Origin of the sequence: Castellaniella sp. (assembly GCF_047971665.1) — a bacterium.
GTDB lineage: Bacteria > Pseudomonadota > Gammaproteobacteria > Burkholderiales > Burkholderiaceae_B > Castellaniella.
The window spans coordinates 62,573-79,661 of the sequence record NZ_JBKEAA010000003.1 but is presented as its reverse complement, the minus strand read 5'-3'; the positions used below and the strand labels follow the sequence as shown (position 1 = coordinate 79,661).

Annotated in this window: 16 protein-coding genes; 8 read left to right on the top strand and 8 right to left on the bottom strand. The window is 65.8% G+C overall.

Features of this window, described 5'->3' with window-relative positions; translation table 11 throughout:
* The first annotated feature begins 155 nt into the window (after positions 1–155).
* Positions 156–830 (top strand): SGNH/GDSL hydrolase family protein, encoded by a 675-nt coding sequence (locus tag ACK5JE_RS00755; protein ID WP_416799806.1) that lies wholly within the window; start codon positions 156–158, stop codon positions 828–830.
* Between the two features lie 61 nt (positions 831–891).
* On the opposite strand, the gene ACK5JE_RS00750 is transcribed toward ACK5JE_RS00755, so the two are convergent.
* Complete coding sequence (locus tag ACK5JE_RS00750) at positions 892–1,821, bottom strand: ZIP family metal transporter (RefSeq protein WP_416799805.1); 930 nt, start codon at positions 1,819–1,821, stop codon at positions 892–894.
* A gap of 177 nt (positions 1,822–1,998) precedes the next feature.
* On the opposite strand from ACK5JE_RS00750, the gene ACK5JE_RS00745 reads away from it, so the two are divergent.
* From ACK5JE_RS00745 to ACK5JE_RS00725, 5 genes are all read left to right on the top strand, one after another.
* The gene (locus ACK5JE_RS00745) at positions 1,999–2,616 is read left to right on the top strand and encodes a DUF2946 family protein (protein ID WP_416799804.1); all 618 of its coding nucleotides are present in this window, start codon (positions 1,999–2,001) and stop codon (positions 2,614–2,616) included.
* A gap of 116 nt (positions 2,617–2,732) precedes the next feature.
* Positions 2,733–3,320 carry an NUDIX hydrolase gene (locus ACK5JE_RS00740; RefSeq protein ID WP_416799803.1) on the top strand — a complete coding sequence of 196 codons (588 nt, stop codon included), beginning with the start codon at positions 2,733–2,735 and terminating at the stop codon, positions 3,318–3,320.
* Between the two features lie 34 nt (positions 3,321–3,354).
* Positions 3,355–4,227: a leucyl/phenylalanyl-tRNA--protein transferase gene (gene aat / locus ACK5JE_RS00735; RefSeq protein ID WP_416799802.1), complete on the top strand. Its 873-nt coding sequence runs from the start codon at positions 3,355–3,357 to the stop codon at positions 4,225–4,227.
* Between the two features lie 8 nt (positions 4,228–4,235).
* The gene (locus ACK5JE_RS00730) at positions 4,236–4,970 is read left to right on the top strand and encodes an arginyltransferase (protein WP_416799801.1); all 735 of its coding nucleotides are present in this window, start codon (positions 4,236–4,238) and stop codon (positions 4,968–4,970) included.
* A 53-nt stretch (positions 4,971–5,023) separates the two neighbouring features.
* Positions 5,024–6,070: a quinone-dependent dihydroorotate dehydrogenase gene (locus ACK5JE_RS00725; RefSeq protein WP_416799800.1), complete on the top strand. Its 1,047-nt coding sequence runs from the start codon at positions 5,024–5,026 to the stop codon at positions 6,068–6,070.
* Between the two features lie 19 nt (positions 6,071–6,089).
* On the opposite strand, the gene ACK5JE_RS00720 is transcribed toward ACK5JE_RS00725, so the two are convergent.
* From ACK5JE_RS00720 to ACK5JE_RS00695, 6 genes are all read right to left on the bottom strand, one after another.
* Positions 6,090–9,257 (bottom strand): efflux RND transporter permease subunit, encoded by a 3,168-nt coding sequence (locus ACK5JE_RS00720; RefSeq protein ID WP_416799799.1) that lies wholly within the window; start codon positions 9,255–9,257, stop codon positions 6,090–6,092.
* Positions 9,254–10,495, bottom strand: a complete 1,242-nt coding sequence (locus ACK5JE_RS00715) for an efflux RND transporter periplasmic adaptor subunit (protein ID WP_416799798.1) — start codon at positions 10,493–10,495, stop codon at positions 9,254–9,256. Before ACK5JE_RS00715 ends, ACK5JE_RS00720 begins: the two co-directional genes overlap by 4 nt.
* Positions 10,496–10,748: 253 nt before the next feature.
* Complete coding sequence (gene phaP, locus ACK5JE_RS00710) at positions 10,749–11,321, bottom strand: TIGR01841 family phasin (RefSeq protein ID WP_416799811.1); 573 nt, start codon at positions 11,319–11,321, stop codon at positions 10,749–10,751.
* A gap of 188 nt (positions 11,322–11,509) precedes the next feature.
* Complete coding sequence (locus tag ACK5JE_RS00705; protein WP_416799810.1) at positions 11,510–12,232, bottom strand: IclR family transcriptional regulator; 723 nt, start codon at positions 12,230–12,232, stop codon at positions 11,510–11,512.
* 231 nt (positions 12,233–12,463) lie between these two features.
* Positions 12,464–13,342, bottom strand: a complete 879-nt coding sequence (locus tag ACK5JE_RS00700; RefSeq protein ID WP_416799797.1) for a competence/damage-inducible protein A — start codon at positions 13,340–13,342, stop codon at positions 12,464–12,466.
* Positions 13,343–13,354: 12 nt separating this feature from the next.
* Positions 13,355–14,146, bottom strand: a complete 792-nt coding sequence (locus tag ACK5JE_RS00695; RefSeq protein ID WP_416799796.1) for an EI24 domain-containing protein — start codon at positions 14,144–14,146, stop codon at positions 13,355–13,357.
* Between the two features lie 100 nt (positions 14,147–14,246).
* Here ACK5JE_RS00695 and ACK5JE_RS00690 point away from each other — a divergent pair, with 100 nt between their 5' ends.
* Entirely contained in the window at positions 14,247–14,624 is a 378-nt protein-coding gene (locus ACK5JE_RS00690; RefSeq protein WP_416799795.1) for a thioredoxin family protein, read from the top strand.
* Positions 14,625–14,638: 14 nt separating this feature from the next.
* On the opposite strand, the gene ACK5JE_RS00685 is transcribed toward ACK5JE_RS00690, so the two are convergent.
* Positions 14,639–16,018 carry a DEAD/DEAH box helicase gene (locus ACK5JE_RS00685; RefSeq protein ID WP_416799794.1) on the bottom strand — a complete coding sequence of 460 codons (1,380 nt, stop codon included), beginning with the start codon at positions 16,016–16,018 and terminating at the stop codon, positions 14,639–14,641.
* A gap of 129 nt (positions 16,019–16,147) precedes the next feature.
* On the opposite strand from ACK5JE_RS00685, the gene ACK5JE_RS00680 reads away from it, so the two are divergent.
* Positions 16,148–17,068 (top strand): branched-chain amino acid transaminase, encoded by a 921-nt coding sequence (locus ACK5JE_RS00680; protein ID WP_416799793.1) that lies wholly within the window; start codon positions 16,148–16,150, stop codon positions 17,066–17,068.
* Positions 17,069–17,089 lie beyond the last annotated feature (21 nt).

Genomic DNA, 17,089 nt, shown 5'->3' with positions numbered 1-17,089 from the left:
GCCACTGTCTGGAGGGTGATCTGCAACGAGGAACCGCTCGCGCCGTCCTGAAGGCGCGCCCTGTCCTGCTTGACGAACCTGATGCCACACGACCAGACTTAGCCTCTGTATCCACACGTCATTCAGGCGCCGTCAAGCAAACACAGGGATTCCGGATGCGGCACATCCTCGTCTATTCCGATTCATTGTCCTGGGGCATCATCCCCACCACGCGCTCGCGCCTGCCTTTCGAACAGCGCTGGCCGGGCGTCATGGAAATCGGGTTGCGCGCCGCCGGGCATGATGTGCGCCTCATCGAGGATTGCCTGAATGGCCGGCGCACCGTCTGGGACGACCCCTTCAAGCCGGGCCGCAACGGGTTGGCGGGGCTGGCGCAGCGCATCGAGATCCATTCACCGCTGGATCTCGTGATCCTGATGCTCGGGACCAACGACTTCCAGTCCATGCACGAACACAATGCCTGGCATTCGTCGCAGGGCATCCTGGCCCTGATCGACGCGATCCGTACCGCGCCCATCGAGCCGACCATGCCGATGCCGCGCATCCTGGTCGTCGCCCCGCCCGCCATCCGCACGCCCAAAGGTCCCATCGCCCCCAAGTTCGCGGGCGGCGAGCGCAAATGCCAGGGGCTGGCCGAGGCCTATCGTCTGGTCTGCGCACAGGCCTGCTGCGATTTTTTCGATGCGGGCAGCATCATCCATTCCAGCGACGTCGATGGCGTCCACCTGGACGCCCCTCAGCATCTGGTTCTGGGTCGAGCGCTGGGCGAGATCATCGCGCCCTGGCTTGCGCCGGACACCGGACCAGCCCGAAAAAAGCACATGCCATGACACGTGCCTTGCAGTTCGCTGCGTCGCCGGGCGGGGCCTGACCAGCAAGAACCGGCTCCCGCTACCCCAGCGCCGTGTCCAGGAACATCATCACGGCGAAGCCGGCCATCAGGCCCACCGTGGCCGCGGTCTGGTGACCATTGCGATGGGTCTCGGGAATCACCTCGTGCGACACCACAAAGATCATCGCGCCAGCGGCAAGCCCCAGACTGACCGGATAGGCGATCGGCAAGCCGCTGGCAAGACCCACTCCCACCAGCGCGCCCAGGGGCTCCATCAGACCCGAGACGATTGCGACCAGAACCGCCTGCCAGAGCGGCAAGCCGATGGCGCGCAGCGCCAGGGCCACGGCAAGCCCTTCGGGAATGTCCTGAATGGCGATGGCCGTGGTCAGCGGCAGACCGACCGCCAGATCGCCATGCGCGAAGCTCACCCCGATCGCCATGCCTTCGGGCAGGTTGTGCAGCACGATGGCCAGCACGAACAGCCAGACGCCGCTGATGCGGGCGGCTGCCGGGCCATGAGGCCCCGAGCTTTCATGCTGATGCGGCGTGAAATAATCCAGCCCCAGCATCAGCAACACGCCCAGGCCCAGCCCGATCACGACCGTCAGCGCCGCGCCCACGCCGCTGTCCAGCAACTCGCGGGCCGCATCCAGGCCAGGCAGGATCAACGAGAACGAACTGGCCGCCAGCATCATCCCCGCCGCGAACCCCAGCATGCAGTCCTGCGTGCGCGTCTCGACGGAGCGCAATCCAAAGGCCAGCAGCGCGCCCAGCGACGTGGCGCCGAAACCCGCGGTTCCACCCAGAACCGCGTACCCCAGATATCCCCGGTTTCCGTCCGCAAATGACGCCACCCCGCCGCCGATCAGCAGCCAAAGTACGCCCAGCAACGCCACCAGCAAGCTCAGGGCCGCGATCCGGTGCTCGCGCCACTGCCGCCGCCAGGCCTGAACGAGCGGTGTGGGAACCGCCTGTGCGTCACTCATCGCCCACGTCGCCGCAAGCCTGGAGGACGGCCACATCCGGACCGGCGAAAACGGCGGCAGACCACCCTGTGTTCATACGTTCTCCTGGCTATTGACTCAAATATCCATTTTACGTCTCCTGCGGACGGACGCCGGCTCGGATACACTCCCTGGACAGGCTGAATCCGGGACCCTGAAATGGACGATCAAGTACTTGCCGCAATGGCCCGCTGGCCCGATGTGCCGGCGGTCCGCGGCTGGCTGTCGCTCTCGGCTCGCGGCCAGTGGCGCCTGCATCCCCACGGGCAAGGCTGGGGCGCCCCGGACGAGACGCCCGGCGAAGCCATCACCAACCCGCAGATCATTGCCTTCATCGGCCGCAACTACCAGGCCGACGACACCGGCCGCTGGTTCTTCCAGAATGGTCCGCAACGCGTTTATGTGCGTCTGGACGGCGCGCCCTGGATTTTGCACCTGCACACCGACCCGCAGGGGCTCCTCCGTCTGCAAACGCATACCGGCCTGGACTACGGCCCCGTCGGGCATTGGTGGCTGGACACCGAAGGCCGCCTGTTCGCCCAGGCCGCTCAGGGTGCCGGACTGCTGGCGGACCACGATCTGGCCCGGATGATCGATACCTTGCGCGCGACCGGCGGCCAATCGCTGGATGACTGGCTGGAACAACCGGAACCGGCCGGAATCACCGTGTGGCCGGCCAGCGCCCCCCGTCTCGATGAGGCCCGGGTCGGCACGCCGCTGGGCCTGCTGGCGGCCGAGGCCCTCGAAACCACACTGGGTTTCATCCGCCGGCCCTGATACCCCGCCAGACGCCTTGCCCGATCCGCGCCATGGACATCCGCTGCGTCCCGGGCCACCGCACATTCCGTCAAAACAGTCGATCCACTGCACCGGTCGCAGGCTAAAATCCTCGCATGACCTCGCCCGACCCCGCCTTCTACCATCCCGCGCCTCGCTCGCAGCAATTCTGCTCGCAGTGCGGCCATGCGCTCAGCCGGGAGATCCCGCCGGATGACAACCGCATCCGCGACCTGTGCACCCATTGCGGCGCGATTCATTATCAGAACCCGCGCAATGTGGTGGGCGTGGTGCCGATCCTCGAGGACCGGGTGCTGCTGTGCCGCCGCGCCATCGAGCCGCGCCTGGGCAAATGGACGCTGCCGGCCGGCTTCATGGAGCTGGGCGAAACCACTGAACAAGGCGCCGCGCGCGAGAACCAGGAGGAATCCGGCGCCCGCATCCGCATCCGTTCCCTGCTTACGGTGATCGATGTGCCCAAGGTCAATCAGGTCCACCTCTACTACCTGGCCGATGCGCTGGGGCCGGATCTGGCGCCCGGCCCCGAGACCCTGGAGGCGGCCTTCTTCGGCCTGGACGAGATCCCCTGGCACGATCTGGCCTTCCGCACTGTCAGCACGACGCTCGAACACTATCTGCAAGACCGCGCCCGGGGCCACTTTTCCACCCACCATTACGCCATCGATTCGCGCTTTCCGGTCTAGGGCCTGTTCACACGAATCGAGGACTCGCGCTCCCATGACGATCACCTGGATCGAAGATCGCGACCCCCTGCCCGATCCGGCCCGGGTGCCGGTGACCGAAAGCGGTCTGGTGGCGGCGGGCCTGGACCTGTCGCCCGCCCGGCTGCACGAAGCCTATCGCAAGGGCCTGTTCCCCTGGTACAGCCCTGGCGAACCCGTCCTGTGGTGGAGCCCGGATCCGCGCATGCTGCTGCGCTGTGAGGATCTGCACATCAGCCGCTCTCTGGCCAAACGCCTGCGCCAGTTCGACCAGACAGCGTCCTCATTGCGCGTCACCCTGAACCAGGCTTTTCCCGAAGTCATCGCCCGATGCGCCACGCGCGGCATGCCCCGCATCAGCCTGGGCGCAGCCCGTGAAGGCCACGTCTGGACGCAACCCGACACGGCACAAGGCCGGGACGGCACCTGGATCACGCCGGACATCATGGCTGCCTACACCGCCTGGCACCGCATGGGTCATGCCCACAGCGTGGAGACCTGGATCGGCGGCCAGCTGGCGGGCGGACTGTACGGCGTCGGCCTGGGACAGTGTTTTTTCGGTGAATCGATGTTCAGCCTGGCCACCGATGCCAGCAAGGTCGCCCTGGCCTATCTGGTGCAGCACCTGCGCACCCGGGGCGCGCCCTGGATCGATTGCCAACAGGAAACCCTTCATCTGGCCCGCCTGGGCGCGCGCCCCGTGGCCCGGAAAACATTTCTGAGCCTGCTGGCGGCCGGCCTCGATCTCCCGACGCCGCCCTGGTGCCAGGGCCGCCTGCGCGCCGACGGCCGCCTGGAACCTCTCCCCACCGGCTGGCCTTCCGATGCCGCTGGTGCCACAATGAATCGGTCAGCACTCTGGGAATCCTCTGACTCAGAGGATTCCTGATCCGGTTCATGAGCAATCCCAGCGAATCCGTCTTCAGGCGTCTGCAGTTCTACACCACGGCCTCCTATCCATGCAGCTATCTGCCCGGCCGCATGGCGCGGTCCGAGGTCGCCGCCCCTACCCATCTGGTGGACGAATCCGCCTATGCGCGCCTGATCGAGCAAGGCTTTCGCCGCAGCGGTCTGTTTACCTACCGGCCTGCCTGTGAGCAGTGTCAGGCCTGCATGCCCATCCGGATCGACAGCCAGCGCTTCCAGCCCGACCGCACACTGGGCAAACTCTGGCGGCGCCTGCAGCCCCTCCTGTCCGTGCGCCTGGCGCCGCTGCACTGGGACATCCGGCATTTCGACCTGTACCTGCGCTACCAGAAACAACGCCACCCCGGAGCCGGCATGGACCAGGACGATCAGGCCCAGTACACCCAGTTCCTGCTGACCAGCCGGGTTCACTCAGAGATGGCCGAGTTCCGCGACACCGATGGCGCGCTGCGCATGGTGGCCATCATGGATCGCGTCGACCATGGCCTGTCGGCCGTCTACACGTTCTACGACCCTGCATGGCGCAGCAGTCTGGGGACTTACGGCATCCTCTGGCAACTGGACTATGCCGCCCGTCTGGGGCTGCCCTGGCTGTACCTGGGCTACTGGATCGAGGAAAGCCGTAAAATGGCCTACAAATCACGCTTCAAGCCGCATCAGATCCTGCGTGGCGGGCTCTGGACCGAGTCGCCGGATGGCGACTGAGTCCAGGCCGGCGCGACGCATCCCTGCCCTCCAACCGATCCCGTTGCCGTCCCATGTCACTGCTGTTCCAAGCCTATCCGCTGGCGCGCGCCGCCCTGTTTTCCATGGACCCCGAAAAGGCCCATGAATGGACACTGCAGGCGCTGCAGCGCGGCCAGGGATGCAGCGCGGCCCGGCTGCTGACCGCGCACCAGCCAGTCCTGCCGCGTGTCGTCATGGGACTGCCCCTGCGCAACCCGGTCGGCCTGGCCGCGGGACTGGACAAGAATGGCGCCTGCATCGACGGCCTGGCGGCCCTGGGCTTCGGCTTCATCGAGGTCGGCACTGTCACCCCGCGCCCTCAGCCCGGCAACCCCGCCCCGCGCATGTTCCGCCTGCAGCGCGCGCGCTGCCTGATCAACCGCATGGGCTTCAACAACGATGGCCTGGACACCTTCATCGCCAACGTGCAGCGCAGCCAATGGCGCAGCCGGGGCGGCGTCCTGGGCCTGAACATCGGCAAGAACGCCGACACACCGATCGAGCGCGCCGTGGACGATTACCTGCTGTGCCTGGACGGCGTTTATCCGCATGCCGACTATGTCGCGGTCAATATTTCCTCACCCAACACGAACAACCTGCGCAGCCTGCAAAGCCACGAAGCGCTCGACACGCTGCTGGGCGCCCTGCAGGCACGCCGCGAGGCATTGGCCGACCGTCATGGCCGGCGCACGCCCCTGGCGATCAAGATCGCGCCCGACCTGCAGCCGGAGGAAATCGACTCCGTCGCCGATCTGGTTCAGCGTCACGGTGTCGACGGGATCATCGCCACCAACACCACGCTGTCGCGCGAGGCCGTGCGCGGCCTGCCTCATGAGGACGAGGCCGGCGGCCTGTCGGGCCCCCCGGTCCATGCGATGTCCCTGGCCGTGATCCACCGCCTGCGCGAGCGCCTGGGCAAGGACACGGCCATCATCGGCGTGGGCGGCATCGAATCCGGCCGTCAGGCCGTGGAAAAAATCCAGGCCGGAGCCGATGCGGTGCAGCTCTACACCGGACTGATCTACCAGGGGCCGGCACTGATCGCCGAGTGCGTCCGGGCGCTGGAGGCGACCACCTGACGCCCCGCCCGGCCCGTCATCACGAACCCTGGATCCGCTGCTGCACCCGCGTCCGGCGCAGCAACTGCGCCTGTTTCAGCGCACGGCCGCGCACATAGCGGTGATGCAAACGGTCCAGATACAGGTACACCACCGGTGTCGTGAACAACGTCAGCGCCTGGGACAGGATCAGGCCGCCCACCATCGTGTAGCCCAGCGGCTGGCGCAGTTCGGACCCGGCGCCGGTGCCCAGCATCAGTGGCAGCCCCGCCAGCAGCGCGCACATCGTCGTCATCATGATGGGCCTGAACCGCAACAGGCAGGCCTGGTAGATGGCCTCGCGCGGCGACAGTCCCTGTTCGCGCTCGGCGACCAGGGCAAAGTCGATCAGCATGATGCCGTTCTTCTTGACGATGCCGATCAGCAGCAGGATGCCGATGATCGCGATCACGCTCAGGTCGAACCCGCTGCCCATCAGAATCAGCAATGCGCCCACCCCTGCAGACGGCAGCGTGGACAGGATGGTCAGGGGGTGGATATAGCTTTCGTAGAGCAGGCCCAGCACGATGTATACGGCCACCAGTGCGGCTGCAATCAGATAGGGCTGCGTCGCCAGGGATTCCTGGAAGGCCTGGGCTGTGCCCTGAAAGGCCCCCTGGATCGACAGCGGTACGGCCATCGAGGCCTGGGCGGCCTGGATGGCGTCCACCGCCCGCCCCAGCGAATAGCCTGCCGCCAGGTTGAACGAGATCGTCACCGCCGGGAACTGGCCCTGGTGATTGATCGACAGGAATCCCGGCTTTGATATGTCCAGCCGCGTCAGACTCGACAGCGGCACCTGTTCTCCCGTCAGCGGCGACTGAATGTACAGGCGCGAGAACACCTCGGGATCCGACTGCAAGGCCGGTGTGATTTCCAGGATGACCTGGTAGCTGTTGATCTGGGTGAAATACTGCGCCACCTGACGCTGGCCCAGCGCGTTGTAGATCATGCTGTCGATCATCGCCGGCGTGATGCCGAACATGGCCGCGCGCGCACGGTCGATTGTCACCACCGCGGTATTGGCGCTGTTCTGCTGATCGGTCGCCAGATCGGCCAGAGGCGCCAGGGTGCGAAAGCGTTCCAGCAAACGGGGCGCCCAGGTGTTCAGTTCGGCCAGGCTGGCGCTGGTCAGGGTGTACTGGTACTGCGTGCGCGACAGGCGCCCGCCGACGTTGATGTCCTGGCCGGCCTGCATGAACAGCTGCACACCGGGTACATGCTCCAGCCGGGGACGCAGCCGGCGGATGACCTCGTCGGCGCTGGCGAGCCGACCCGCCGCGCGCGGCTTCAGGCTGATGAAGAACCGCCCCGTATTGAAAGTCGGCGCATTGCTGCTCATGCCGAAGGCGGCGATATCCGGATCCTCGCGCAGCACCTCGGCCAGCGCCATCATCCGCTGGTTCATGGCCTCGAACGAGCTGTCCTGAGAGGTTTCTGCCAGCCCGAAAATCGCCCCCGTATCCTGCTGCGGAAAGAATCCCTTCGGAATCACGATGAACAGGGCGGCGGATGCCGCCACCGTCGCCAGAAAGACGATCAAGGTGGTCAGCTGGTGATCGAGCGCAAAATCCAGGCCCCGGCGATAGACCGCCAGCATGCCGTCGAAGCCGCGCTCGAACATCTGATAGATCCGCCCATGCGAAGCCTGCTGCGGATTGCGCAGATAGCGCGAGCACAGCATCGGCGTCAGGCAGAGCGTCACCAGCACGGAAATCGCGACGGTCATGGTGACGGTCACGGCAAATTCCCGAAACAGCCGCCCCACCATGCCGCCCATCAGCAGCAAGGGAATGAACACGGCCATCAGCGACACCGAGATCGACACGATGGTAAAGCCGATCTCGCGCGCGCCCTTGAGCGCCGCCTCCATGGGTCGCATGCCCTCCTCGACGTGGCGCCAGATGTTCTCCAGCATGACCACGGCGTCATCGATCACGAAACCCACGGAGATCGTCAGCGCCATCAGCGACAGATTGTCCAGGCTGTATCCAGCCAGGTACATCAGGGCGAAGGTTCCCATCAGCGCCAGCGGCACGGTGACGCTGGCGATCAGCGTGCCGGCCACGTTGCGCAGGAACATGAAGATCACCAGCACCACCAGCACGATCGACAGCAGCAGTGTGAATTCGACCTCGTGCACCGACGCGCGGATGTTCTGCGTGCGATCGATCAGCGTGCTGACCTGGATGCTGGCCGGCATGGACGCCATCAGGCGCGGCAGTTCCGCGCGGATGCGCTCGACCGTATCGATGACGTTGGCCCCCGGCTGCTTGGTGATCCCCATCACCAGGGAACGCCCGTTCCAGGACACGTCGTCCGGCCCCGCCCCCTTGCCGGAAAAGGCCCAGGCGGCCTGTTTGGTATCCTCCGGCCCCGGCACGGCGATGCCGATGTCGCGCACTCGCACGGGCGCCCCGTTGCGCCAGGCCACGATCACGTCGTTCCAGGGGGCGGCATCCAGGACCTGATCGTTGGTATAGATGCTGTAGCTCTGGCGGCTGCCGTCGATCGTGCCCTTGGGCTGGTTGACCGTGGTGGTGGCGATCACGCCCCGGATCGACTCCAGGTCCAGGCCCAGCGCGGCGATCTTCTGCGGATCGACCTGAATGCGGATGGCCGGCTTCTGCTGGCCGAAGATATTCACCTGCCCGACACCTTCGACCCGTGACAGCTGCTGGGCCAGGATATTGTCGGCAAAGTCGTTGACCTCAGTGACCGGCAGCACCTCGGACTGCACCGACAGGATCAGGATCGAGAAGTCCGCCGGATTGATCTTGCGGAAGGTCGGCGGACTGGGCAGATTCGAGGGCAACTGGCGCGCCGCCGCGTTGATGGCGCTCTGCACATCCAGCGAGGCGCCGTCGATGTCGCGATCCAGCGCGAACTGCAGCGTGATGCGCGACGAGCCCAGCGCATTCACGGAGCTCATCTGCACCAGCCCGGGGATGGTGGAGAACTCCCGCTCCAGCGGCTGAGCCACACTGGTGGCCATGGTTTCCGGATTGCCGCCCGGCAGCTTGGCGGTGACCTGGATCGTGGGAAAATCGACCTGAGGCAGCGGCGCCACCGGCAGCAGCGGAAACACCGCCAGACCCAGCAAGAACAGCGCCATCGCCAGCAGCGAGGTGCCGATCGGACGCCGGATGAACGATTCGGAGATGTTCACGAGGTTTTCCCGGGCGCACGGGGAGCAGCGTCACCAGGTGCACCAGATGCCGCTTTGCCAGGTGCTCCGGGCGCGGCCTTGTCGTCCGACGGCTGCGCAGCGGCCTCGGCGATCTTCAGCCCGGGCCGCAGCTTGTACTGACCATCGACCACGACCCGCTGCCCAGCGGACAGACCCTGCGTCACCACGGCCAGACCGTCCTGGGCCGCGGCCATCTGCACGGTCTGCAGACGCACCCGGTCATCCGGCTCGACCACGTAGACGTACAGGCCCTGTGCGCCGCGCTGCACAGCGGACTCGGGCACCACCAGGGCGCGCTTGCGGTCGCCCAGAATCAGCCGCACATCCACGGTCTGCCCCGGCCACAGGGTCAGGTCCGGATTATCCAGCCGCGCCTTCAGGCGCAGTGTCCCGCTGGCGCTATCGATCCGGTTGTCCACCAGGACCAGTGTCCCCCGGCCGAGCCGCTGATCGCGGCCGCGATCATAGATCTCCACCATCAGCCCCGTGCCGGGCCGGCTTGCCGCCACCGCCTCCCGGACCTGAGTGAAGGCGGTGTCCGGCACGGTAAAACTGACCGCGACGGGATCGACCTGATTGATCAGCACCAGGCCATCGGCATCCGTCGCCCTGACCAGATTGCCGGGATCCACCCGCCGGGCACCGGTGCGCCCTGTCAACGGCGCCGTGACGCGGGTGTAATCCAGTTGCACGCGCGCCGCCTGAATCTGGGCCTCGTCGGACTGGATCGTGGCCTGCAACACCGTAACCTGAGCGCGCTGGGTATCCAGGGTCTTGCGGTCGATGGCGCCATGACGGGCCAGTTCGATATAGCGCGCCAGATCCTGCCGGGCATTGTCCAGCTGCGCCTGATCGCGCGCCCGCTGGGCGACCGCCTGGGCCAGTTGCGCCTTCTGGACACGGTCATCGAGCTGCGCGATGAGCTGTCCTTGCCGCACGACCTCGCCCTCGCGAAAGCCGACGGATTCCAGCTGGCCATCGATGCGCGCGCGCACCGTCACGCTGGCCCAGGCCTGGACCGCGCCCAGCCCTTGCAGGCGGATGGGCATGTCGCGCGCCGCCACGGTCGCCGTGTGCACCAGGACCGGGGCCACCTTGGGGTTCTCCGCAACGGCAGACGGCATCGCGCGGCCTGACCACCAGCTCCACGCGCCCAGGACCAGCAGCGCCGCAAGGCCCAGCCATAAAAAGGAACGGCGCACGGAAGAAATCGCCATGAGGCCTCGAACGGGATGATCGACCGAAAAATCCCCGCCGCGACGGGGCCCGGCGGAGCCGGCGGCCGCAGGGCCGCCTCTGGCCGAGTATACGAGGAAGCGCAGGCGGGTGCCGAACCGGACGATGAGGCGATCTGTCCTGGGTCCCGGGGCGCGGAGCCTGCGTCATCCTCAAATCAAAAACCCCGGGATTTTCGTCCCGGGGTCTGGTTCGTGGCCGACGCTGAGGCCGGCCGGCGACGCCTGTTGCCGATCAGGCAGCGGCGCGGCGCGAACGCGAGCTGGTCTTGGTGGCCTTGCCGACGTCTGCGGCAGCCTTCAGCGTGGCGTTGGTCGCGGCGGTGAAGTTCGATTCCGCAGCGCTGGCGGCCTGACGGGCAGCCTTGGAGGCGGATTCATAGGCATTGGTCGCGGTGGCCAGCGAGGACTTCAGCAGCGCCACAGCACCTTCGGAACCAGTGGGGGCGTTGCGGGCGAATTGCTCGACCACTTCGGACACTTGCTTCTGGCCTTGGGCCAGTTGGGCTTCGGCCAGCTTGTTCAGGTCGCCCTGAATGTCGGCCAGGATTTCGTAGACGTCCTTGCTGTAGGACACGGCCTGTTCCGGACGGACCAGCGCGGAGGTGAAGGCCAGCAGTTCCTGGGCATCCTTCAGCTCGGCGGCTTCCTGGGATTTCTGGGCGACGTCTTCCAGCGCGGCCTTGGTGGCCTTCAGGTTCAGGTCGACCAGCTTTTCAAAGCCGCTGAAGAACGTGCCTTGAACGGCCAGGAAGTTGTCGATGACGGCCTTTTGAGAGACCAGCAGGGATTGGTTCGTGCTCATGATGACTCCTTGTCAGTAGTAGAAGGCTTCCTCAAGGGCACAATGCCGGGCACCTTCTCGATCGCAGCGGTTTTGCTGCAACGCACAAATAGAATTTTATAGGAATCCACAAGAATGTCAAACTATTTTGTTGCGATGCAACAAAATAGTTTGCGTGTGGCGTGAAAGCCTCGGCCTGCGGGACGAAAACCTCAGTGCTGGCCCTCGTAGCCCAGCGCCTCGGAGATATGGGCGCTGGTGCTCATCAGCAACGGAATCCAGTCGTCGCGCATGCGTTCGGCGGGGGCCGACAGGGACAGACCGGCCAGCAGCGCGCCGCTGTCGTCATGGACGCCCGCCGCGATGCAGCGCACGCCGAGTTCGAGTTCCTCGTTGTCGCGCGAATAGCCATGCCGCCGCACCAGGGCCAGTTCGCGCTCCAGCTGGTCGATCTGCGTGATGCTGTTGCGCGTGGTGCCGGCCAGCCCCGTACGCATGGCGTAGCTGCGCACGTTGCGGGCATCCCATGTCGCCAGGAACAGTTTCCCGGTGGAGGTCAGGTGCAAAGCGGCCCGCCCGCCAATGGCGCGCACCACCTGCATGCCGGATCGCTCGCTCCAGGCCCGCTCGATGTAGACGATTTCATCCCCCTGGACAAGGGACAGATTCACGGTCTGACCGGTCTGACGGTGCAGGTCGCGCATCGGGCCGATCGCTGCCGCCCGCACATCCAGCCGGCCCTTGACCAGCGAACCGAGCTCCAGCAGACGCATGCCCAGCCGATACAGGCCACTGTCCACACGCTCGACATAGCGGCCCACGGCCAGATCAGCCAGGATCCGATGTGCCGTCGAGGCATGCAGCCCGGTGGCCGCCGACAGGTCCTTGAGGGTGACCGGATCGCGCTGTCCGGCCAGCACATCGAGGATGCGCATGGCGCGGTCCAGGACCTGGATCGTCACCGAGCCATGATCGCCGGATGCGGTCGCGAGCGCCGAGACCCCGTGCGGGGACGATGAGGAAGAATGAGAAAGAGGTGCCATGGGTTCGATTTGTTGCATCGCGCCATTTTTCCATACTATGAAAAAACACACCGCATGGCAAGTATTTTCTGATATCTTTCCGATGGTTACGCAACCTGCGGGGCGCGCGGTCCGACAGCGGCATCAGGCGGGCGGATCGAGCCGTCCGCCCAGGGACAGCACCTCGGCGCGCAACCATGCCAGCGCCTCGGCGGCGGCCTCGGGCGCGCCCTTGACACCCAGGTCGATGTGGGGCTGCCCACCCGAATCGCCGACACTCGGCAGGCTGAAGGCGCGAATGCCCGGCCAACGCTGTTCCAGCGCCTCCAGCGCTGGCGTAATGCGCGACTCGGGCAGGCCGAACACCAGAAAGGAATGCTCGACCCGGGACTCGCAGTGATGCCAGCGGGCATAACGGGTATCCAGGGTCCAGGCCATCATGGCATGCGCCATCACCGGAAAGCCCGGCATGAAGCTGTGATCGCGGATGAAAAAACCGGGAATCTTGTTGTAGCTGTTCGGGATGATTTCCGAGCCGGCGGGGAAAACGCCCATCTGGAGCCGCTGCTGGTTTTCCACCGTGGACATGTCGGCGCTGCCCTGCCCCTTGGCGGCCATTTCGGCGCACCGCTCGCCGATCAGGCGGGCCGCCTCCGGATGCAGTGCCAGCGACACGCCCAGGGCGCGCGCGGTCGCCTGACGGGTGCGGTCGTCCGGCGTGGCGCCGATGCCGCCGCAACAGAACACGATGTCCGCCGTGGCGAAACTGCGGCTCAGACATTCGACGATGTCGTCCTCGTCATCGGAAATGAACTCGGCGGCATGCAAGCGCAGCCCGCGTTCCTGCAACAACTCGATCAACCGGGAAAAATGCTTGTCCTGTCGCCGCCCGGACAGGATCTCGTCGCCGATGGCGATCAGGCGCACACGCGGCGGTTGCAGCGGAACCGGGCTGTTGTCGGCCCTGCAAGCGGAGTGCGGGCCGGATGAGTCCGCATCATGGAGGGCATCGGAGGGCTTCATCGGGATTCCAGGTCAGAGATCGATGGTGATTTCGGCCCGCAGGCGGCGGATCGCCTCCAGGCAGAAGTGAGCGTACACCAGCGCCGAAAATACGGGCATCACCAGCCAGAACAACGGAATCAGGTTGACGACGGCCAACCCGGCCGCGATCAGCCAGAGCTGACGGCTATGACGCCGCCACAACAGCCGGCGCTCGGTCGGACTGGCATGCTCGATCATGGCATCCACGCGCAGCATCATGTTCAGGGCGAAGGCCCACCAGAACACCGGCAGGATCAGCGCCATGGGGGGAATCAGCCACAACGGCATGGTGAACAGCCAGCCCAGGCAGAACAGCGTCCCGACCCAGATCGCATTCCAGATCCCCAGCGCCGTGGTGTTGCGTCCCTGACGGGTCAGCCCCTGATAGTCGCGGCGTTCGAGGTGACGCAACACGATGGGCATGACGAACACGGCGGCGATCACCAGCCCCAGGATGCCGGCCATGGGCAGCAGCAGCCCCGCCGCCAGCAGCGGCACCAGCCACAATTTCAGAGAAAACAGGCCGATGGCGACGAGCCATCCATCGACGGTGTTGAACAGGCCCCAGGTGGAGGCCTCCTGATCGAGCCAGCCGGTCAGGGGCTGCCAGAAGAACCACAGCAGCAGCACCGCGCCCAGAAAAGCGATCGCGAAAGGCATGAACAGGGCCGCGAGCATGCGCGGATGCAACTGGCTGGCGATGGCGCGGCGGAACGCCTGTCCGACCAGCGACAGGCCGTCGGTGGAGCGGGGGCTGCGCAAGGCGAGGTCTTGATGCGTCATGGGGCGAAAGTATCCTGGAAATGTGTTCGACGGGCGCCCCGGATCGATCTCCGGGAAACCCATACAATCATCTTATTCAAAGAAGGGGATTTCTGTCTGCATGAAAGTATTCGATCCACACGCCAACCCGCATGACCTGCGCCAACGGCTGGCCACGGACACAGGCCGCCGCGTGGCCTGTTACTGCGCGGCCTGGTGCCGCACCTGCGATGCCTGGCGTCCCCTGCTGGAAGAACTGGCCGGACAATATCCCGACTGGACTTTCCTGTGGGTGGACGTCGAGGACAGCCCCGACTGGCTGGGTGACGAGGATATCGAGAATTTTCCCACGATTCTGGTGCAGGATCGGGCGGGGACGCGCTACTGGGGCGCCGTGCAGCCACGCGCCGAACAGGTGCGGCGGCTGCTCGACGGCGCGGCGGATCTGCCGGTGCTGCCGGCCGGCCCCGGCAGCCTGGATACGCTGGCGCGCGGGTAAAGGACGCCTGGAGATCAGGCGGATTTGCCTCCTCCCAGCAACACGCCGACAGGCCGGCGCGACGGCACGACGGCGGGGCGCGACTCGGCCTCGGGACGCGGCGCGGCTGCAGCGGGTTCGTAGGGCTTGGTGAAAAAATCATCCACCGGCGCCTCGGGCGCGTGCCAGCCCGATGCCCCGCGATGGCCGCCAACCGGACGGCGACGGGAGATGTTGCGCGGCAATTCGAGCTCGCCTCGCGGGATCCGGGTCTTGATGAGCTTTTCGATGTCCTGCAGATAACGCTCTTCATCAGGCGAGAACAGCGCGATGGCCTCGCCCGTGGCCCCGGCCCGGCCCGTGCGGCCGATGCGATGCACGTAGTCCTCGGCATTGCGCGGCAGGTCGTAGTTGATCACGCAAGGCACGCCGGCCACGTCCAGGCCGCGCGCGGCCACATCGGTGGCCACCAGCACCTCGAGCGTGCCGGCCTTGAAGGCGTCCAGCGCCTTCATGCGTTCGATCTGGGTCTTGTTGCCATGGATGGATTCGGCGCGCACCCCATCCTGTTCGAGCTGACGGGCCAGACGGCTGCAGCCGATCTTGGTGTTGGAAAACACGATGACCTGACTGAGCTGGCGGGATTTGACCAGATGCACCACCGCCCGGCGCTTGGCGTCGCCCTCGAGAGGATAGGCGATCTGGGTGACGGTGTCGGCCGTGGCATTGGGCCGCGCGACCTCGACTTCGACCGGGGTGCGCAGGAAACTGCGCCCGAGCTTGCGGATCTCGGGACTGAACGTGGCGGAAAACAACAGCCCCTGGCGCCCCGGCGGCAGCAACCGCATGATGCGATCCAGGTCCGGCAGAAAGCCCATGTCCAGCATGCGGTCGGCCTCGTCCAGCACCAGAATGCCGACCTGACTGAGATTGACATTGCGCTGCTCGACGTGATCGAGCAGACGGCCCGGCGTGGCAATCAGGATTTCGCACCCCTGGCGCAGCAGATCGCGCTGCGGACGGATATCCACCCCGCCGAACACCACCGCCGTGCGCAGCGGCACAAACCGGCTGTACTGGGCGACGTTGGCATGCACCTGGTCGGCGAGTTCGCGCGTGGGCGTCAGGACCAGGGCGCGCACGGGATGCCGCGCAGGCGAGGCGCTGCTGTTGGCAAACGGCATCAGCCGGTGCAGGATCGGCAGGGAGAACGCGGCGGTCTTGCCCGTGCCCGTCTGGGCGGCCCCCATGACATCGCGCCCGGACATGGCGATGGGGATGGCCTTGGCCTGGATCGGCGTGGCGGAAACGTAGCCGGTGGCCTCGATGGCCTGCATGATGCCAGGGTGCAGGCCGAACTGGGCGAAGGGGACGGGCGCTTCGGTGGCGGAGTCTTGGGAAGTGGAATCGGTCATTCGTCGGATTGGGTGCGCAGGCGCCCGGAAATCCGGGGTCACGCGTTCATGAACCCCCCATTTTAACGTGCATCGCTGCAAGCCGGGCAATTGGTACAATGAATCCCTGACAATTTCCGGGAGACGTCGATGTCCATGGCTGATCGAGATGGGGTGATCTGGTATGACGGCAAACTGGTGCCCTGGCGTGATGCGACCACGCATGTGCTGACGCACTCGCTGCACTACGGCCTGTCCGTCTTCGAAGGTGTCCGCGCCTATCGCACCGATCACGGCACGGCGATCTTCCGCCTGGAAGACCACACCAAGCGCCTGTTCAATTCAGCGCATATCTACCAGATGAAGATCCCCTTCTCGCGCGAGGCGATCTCCGAAGCCCAGATCGAGGTCGTGCGCCGCAACCAGCTGGAATCCTGCTACATCCGTCCGCTGGTGTTCTACGGCTCCGAAAAAATGGGGGTCTCGCCCAAAGGCGCCTCGGTGCACGTGGCCATCGCCGCCTGGCCCTGGGGCGCCTACCTCGGCGAAGAAGCCCTCAAGCAAGGCATCCGCGTCAAGATTTCCTCGTTCGCGCGACAGCACGTCAACGTCACCATGCCGCGCGCCAAAATCGCCAGCACCTACGCCAATTCCATCCTCGCCAACGCCGAGGCGCTGGACCACGGCTATGACGAGGCCATCCTGCTGGACACGCAGGGCTTCGTGGCCGAAGGCTCCGGCGAGAACCTGTTCATCGTGCGCGACGGAGTCGTCTACGAACCTGACATCGCTTGCGCCCTGACCGGCATCACCCGGGCCTCCATCCACCAGATCGCGACCGATCTGGGTCTCCGGGTGGAATCGCGCCGGCTGACCCGCGACGACCTGTATATCGCCGACGAGGCTTTCTTTACGGGCACGGCCGCCGAGGTCACCCCGATCCGCGAGATCGACGGTCGTCAGATCGGCGCCGGAGAACGCGGTCCAGTCACCGCCCGGCTCCAGAAAGCCTTCTTCGACGCGGTGGCCGGCAAGACACCCAAATACCATCACTGGCTCTCCAAGATCTGACCCTGATCTGTCCGGCCTTTT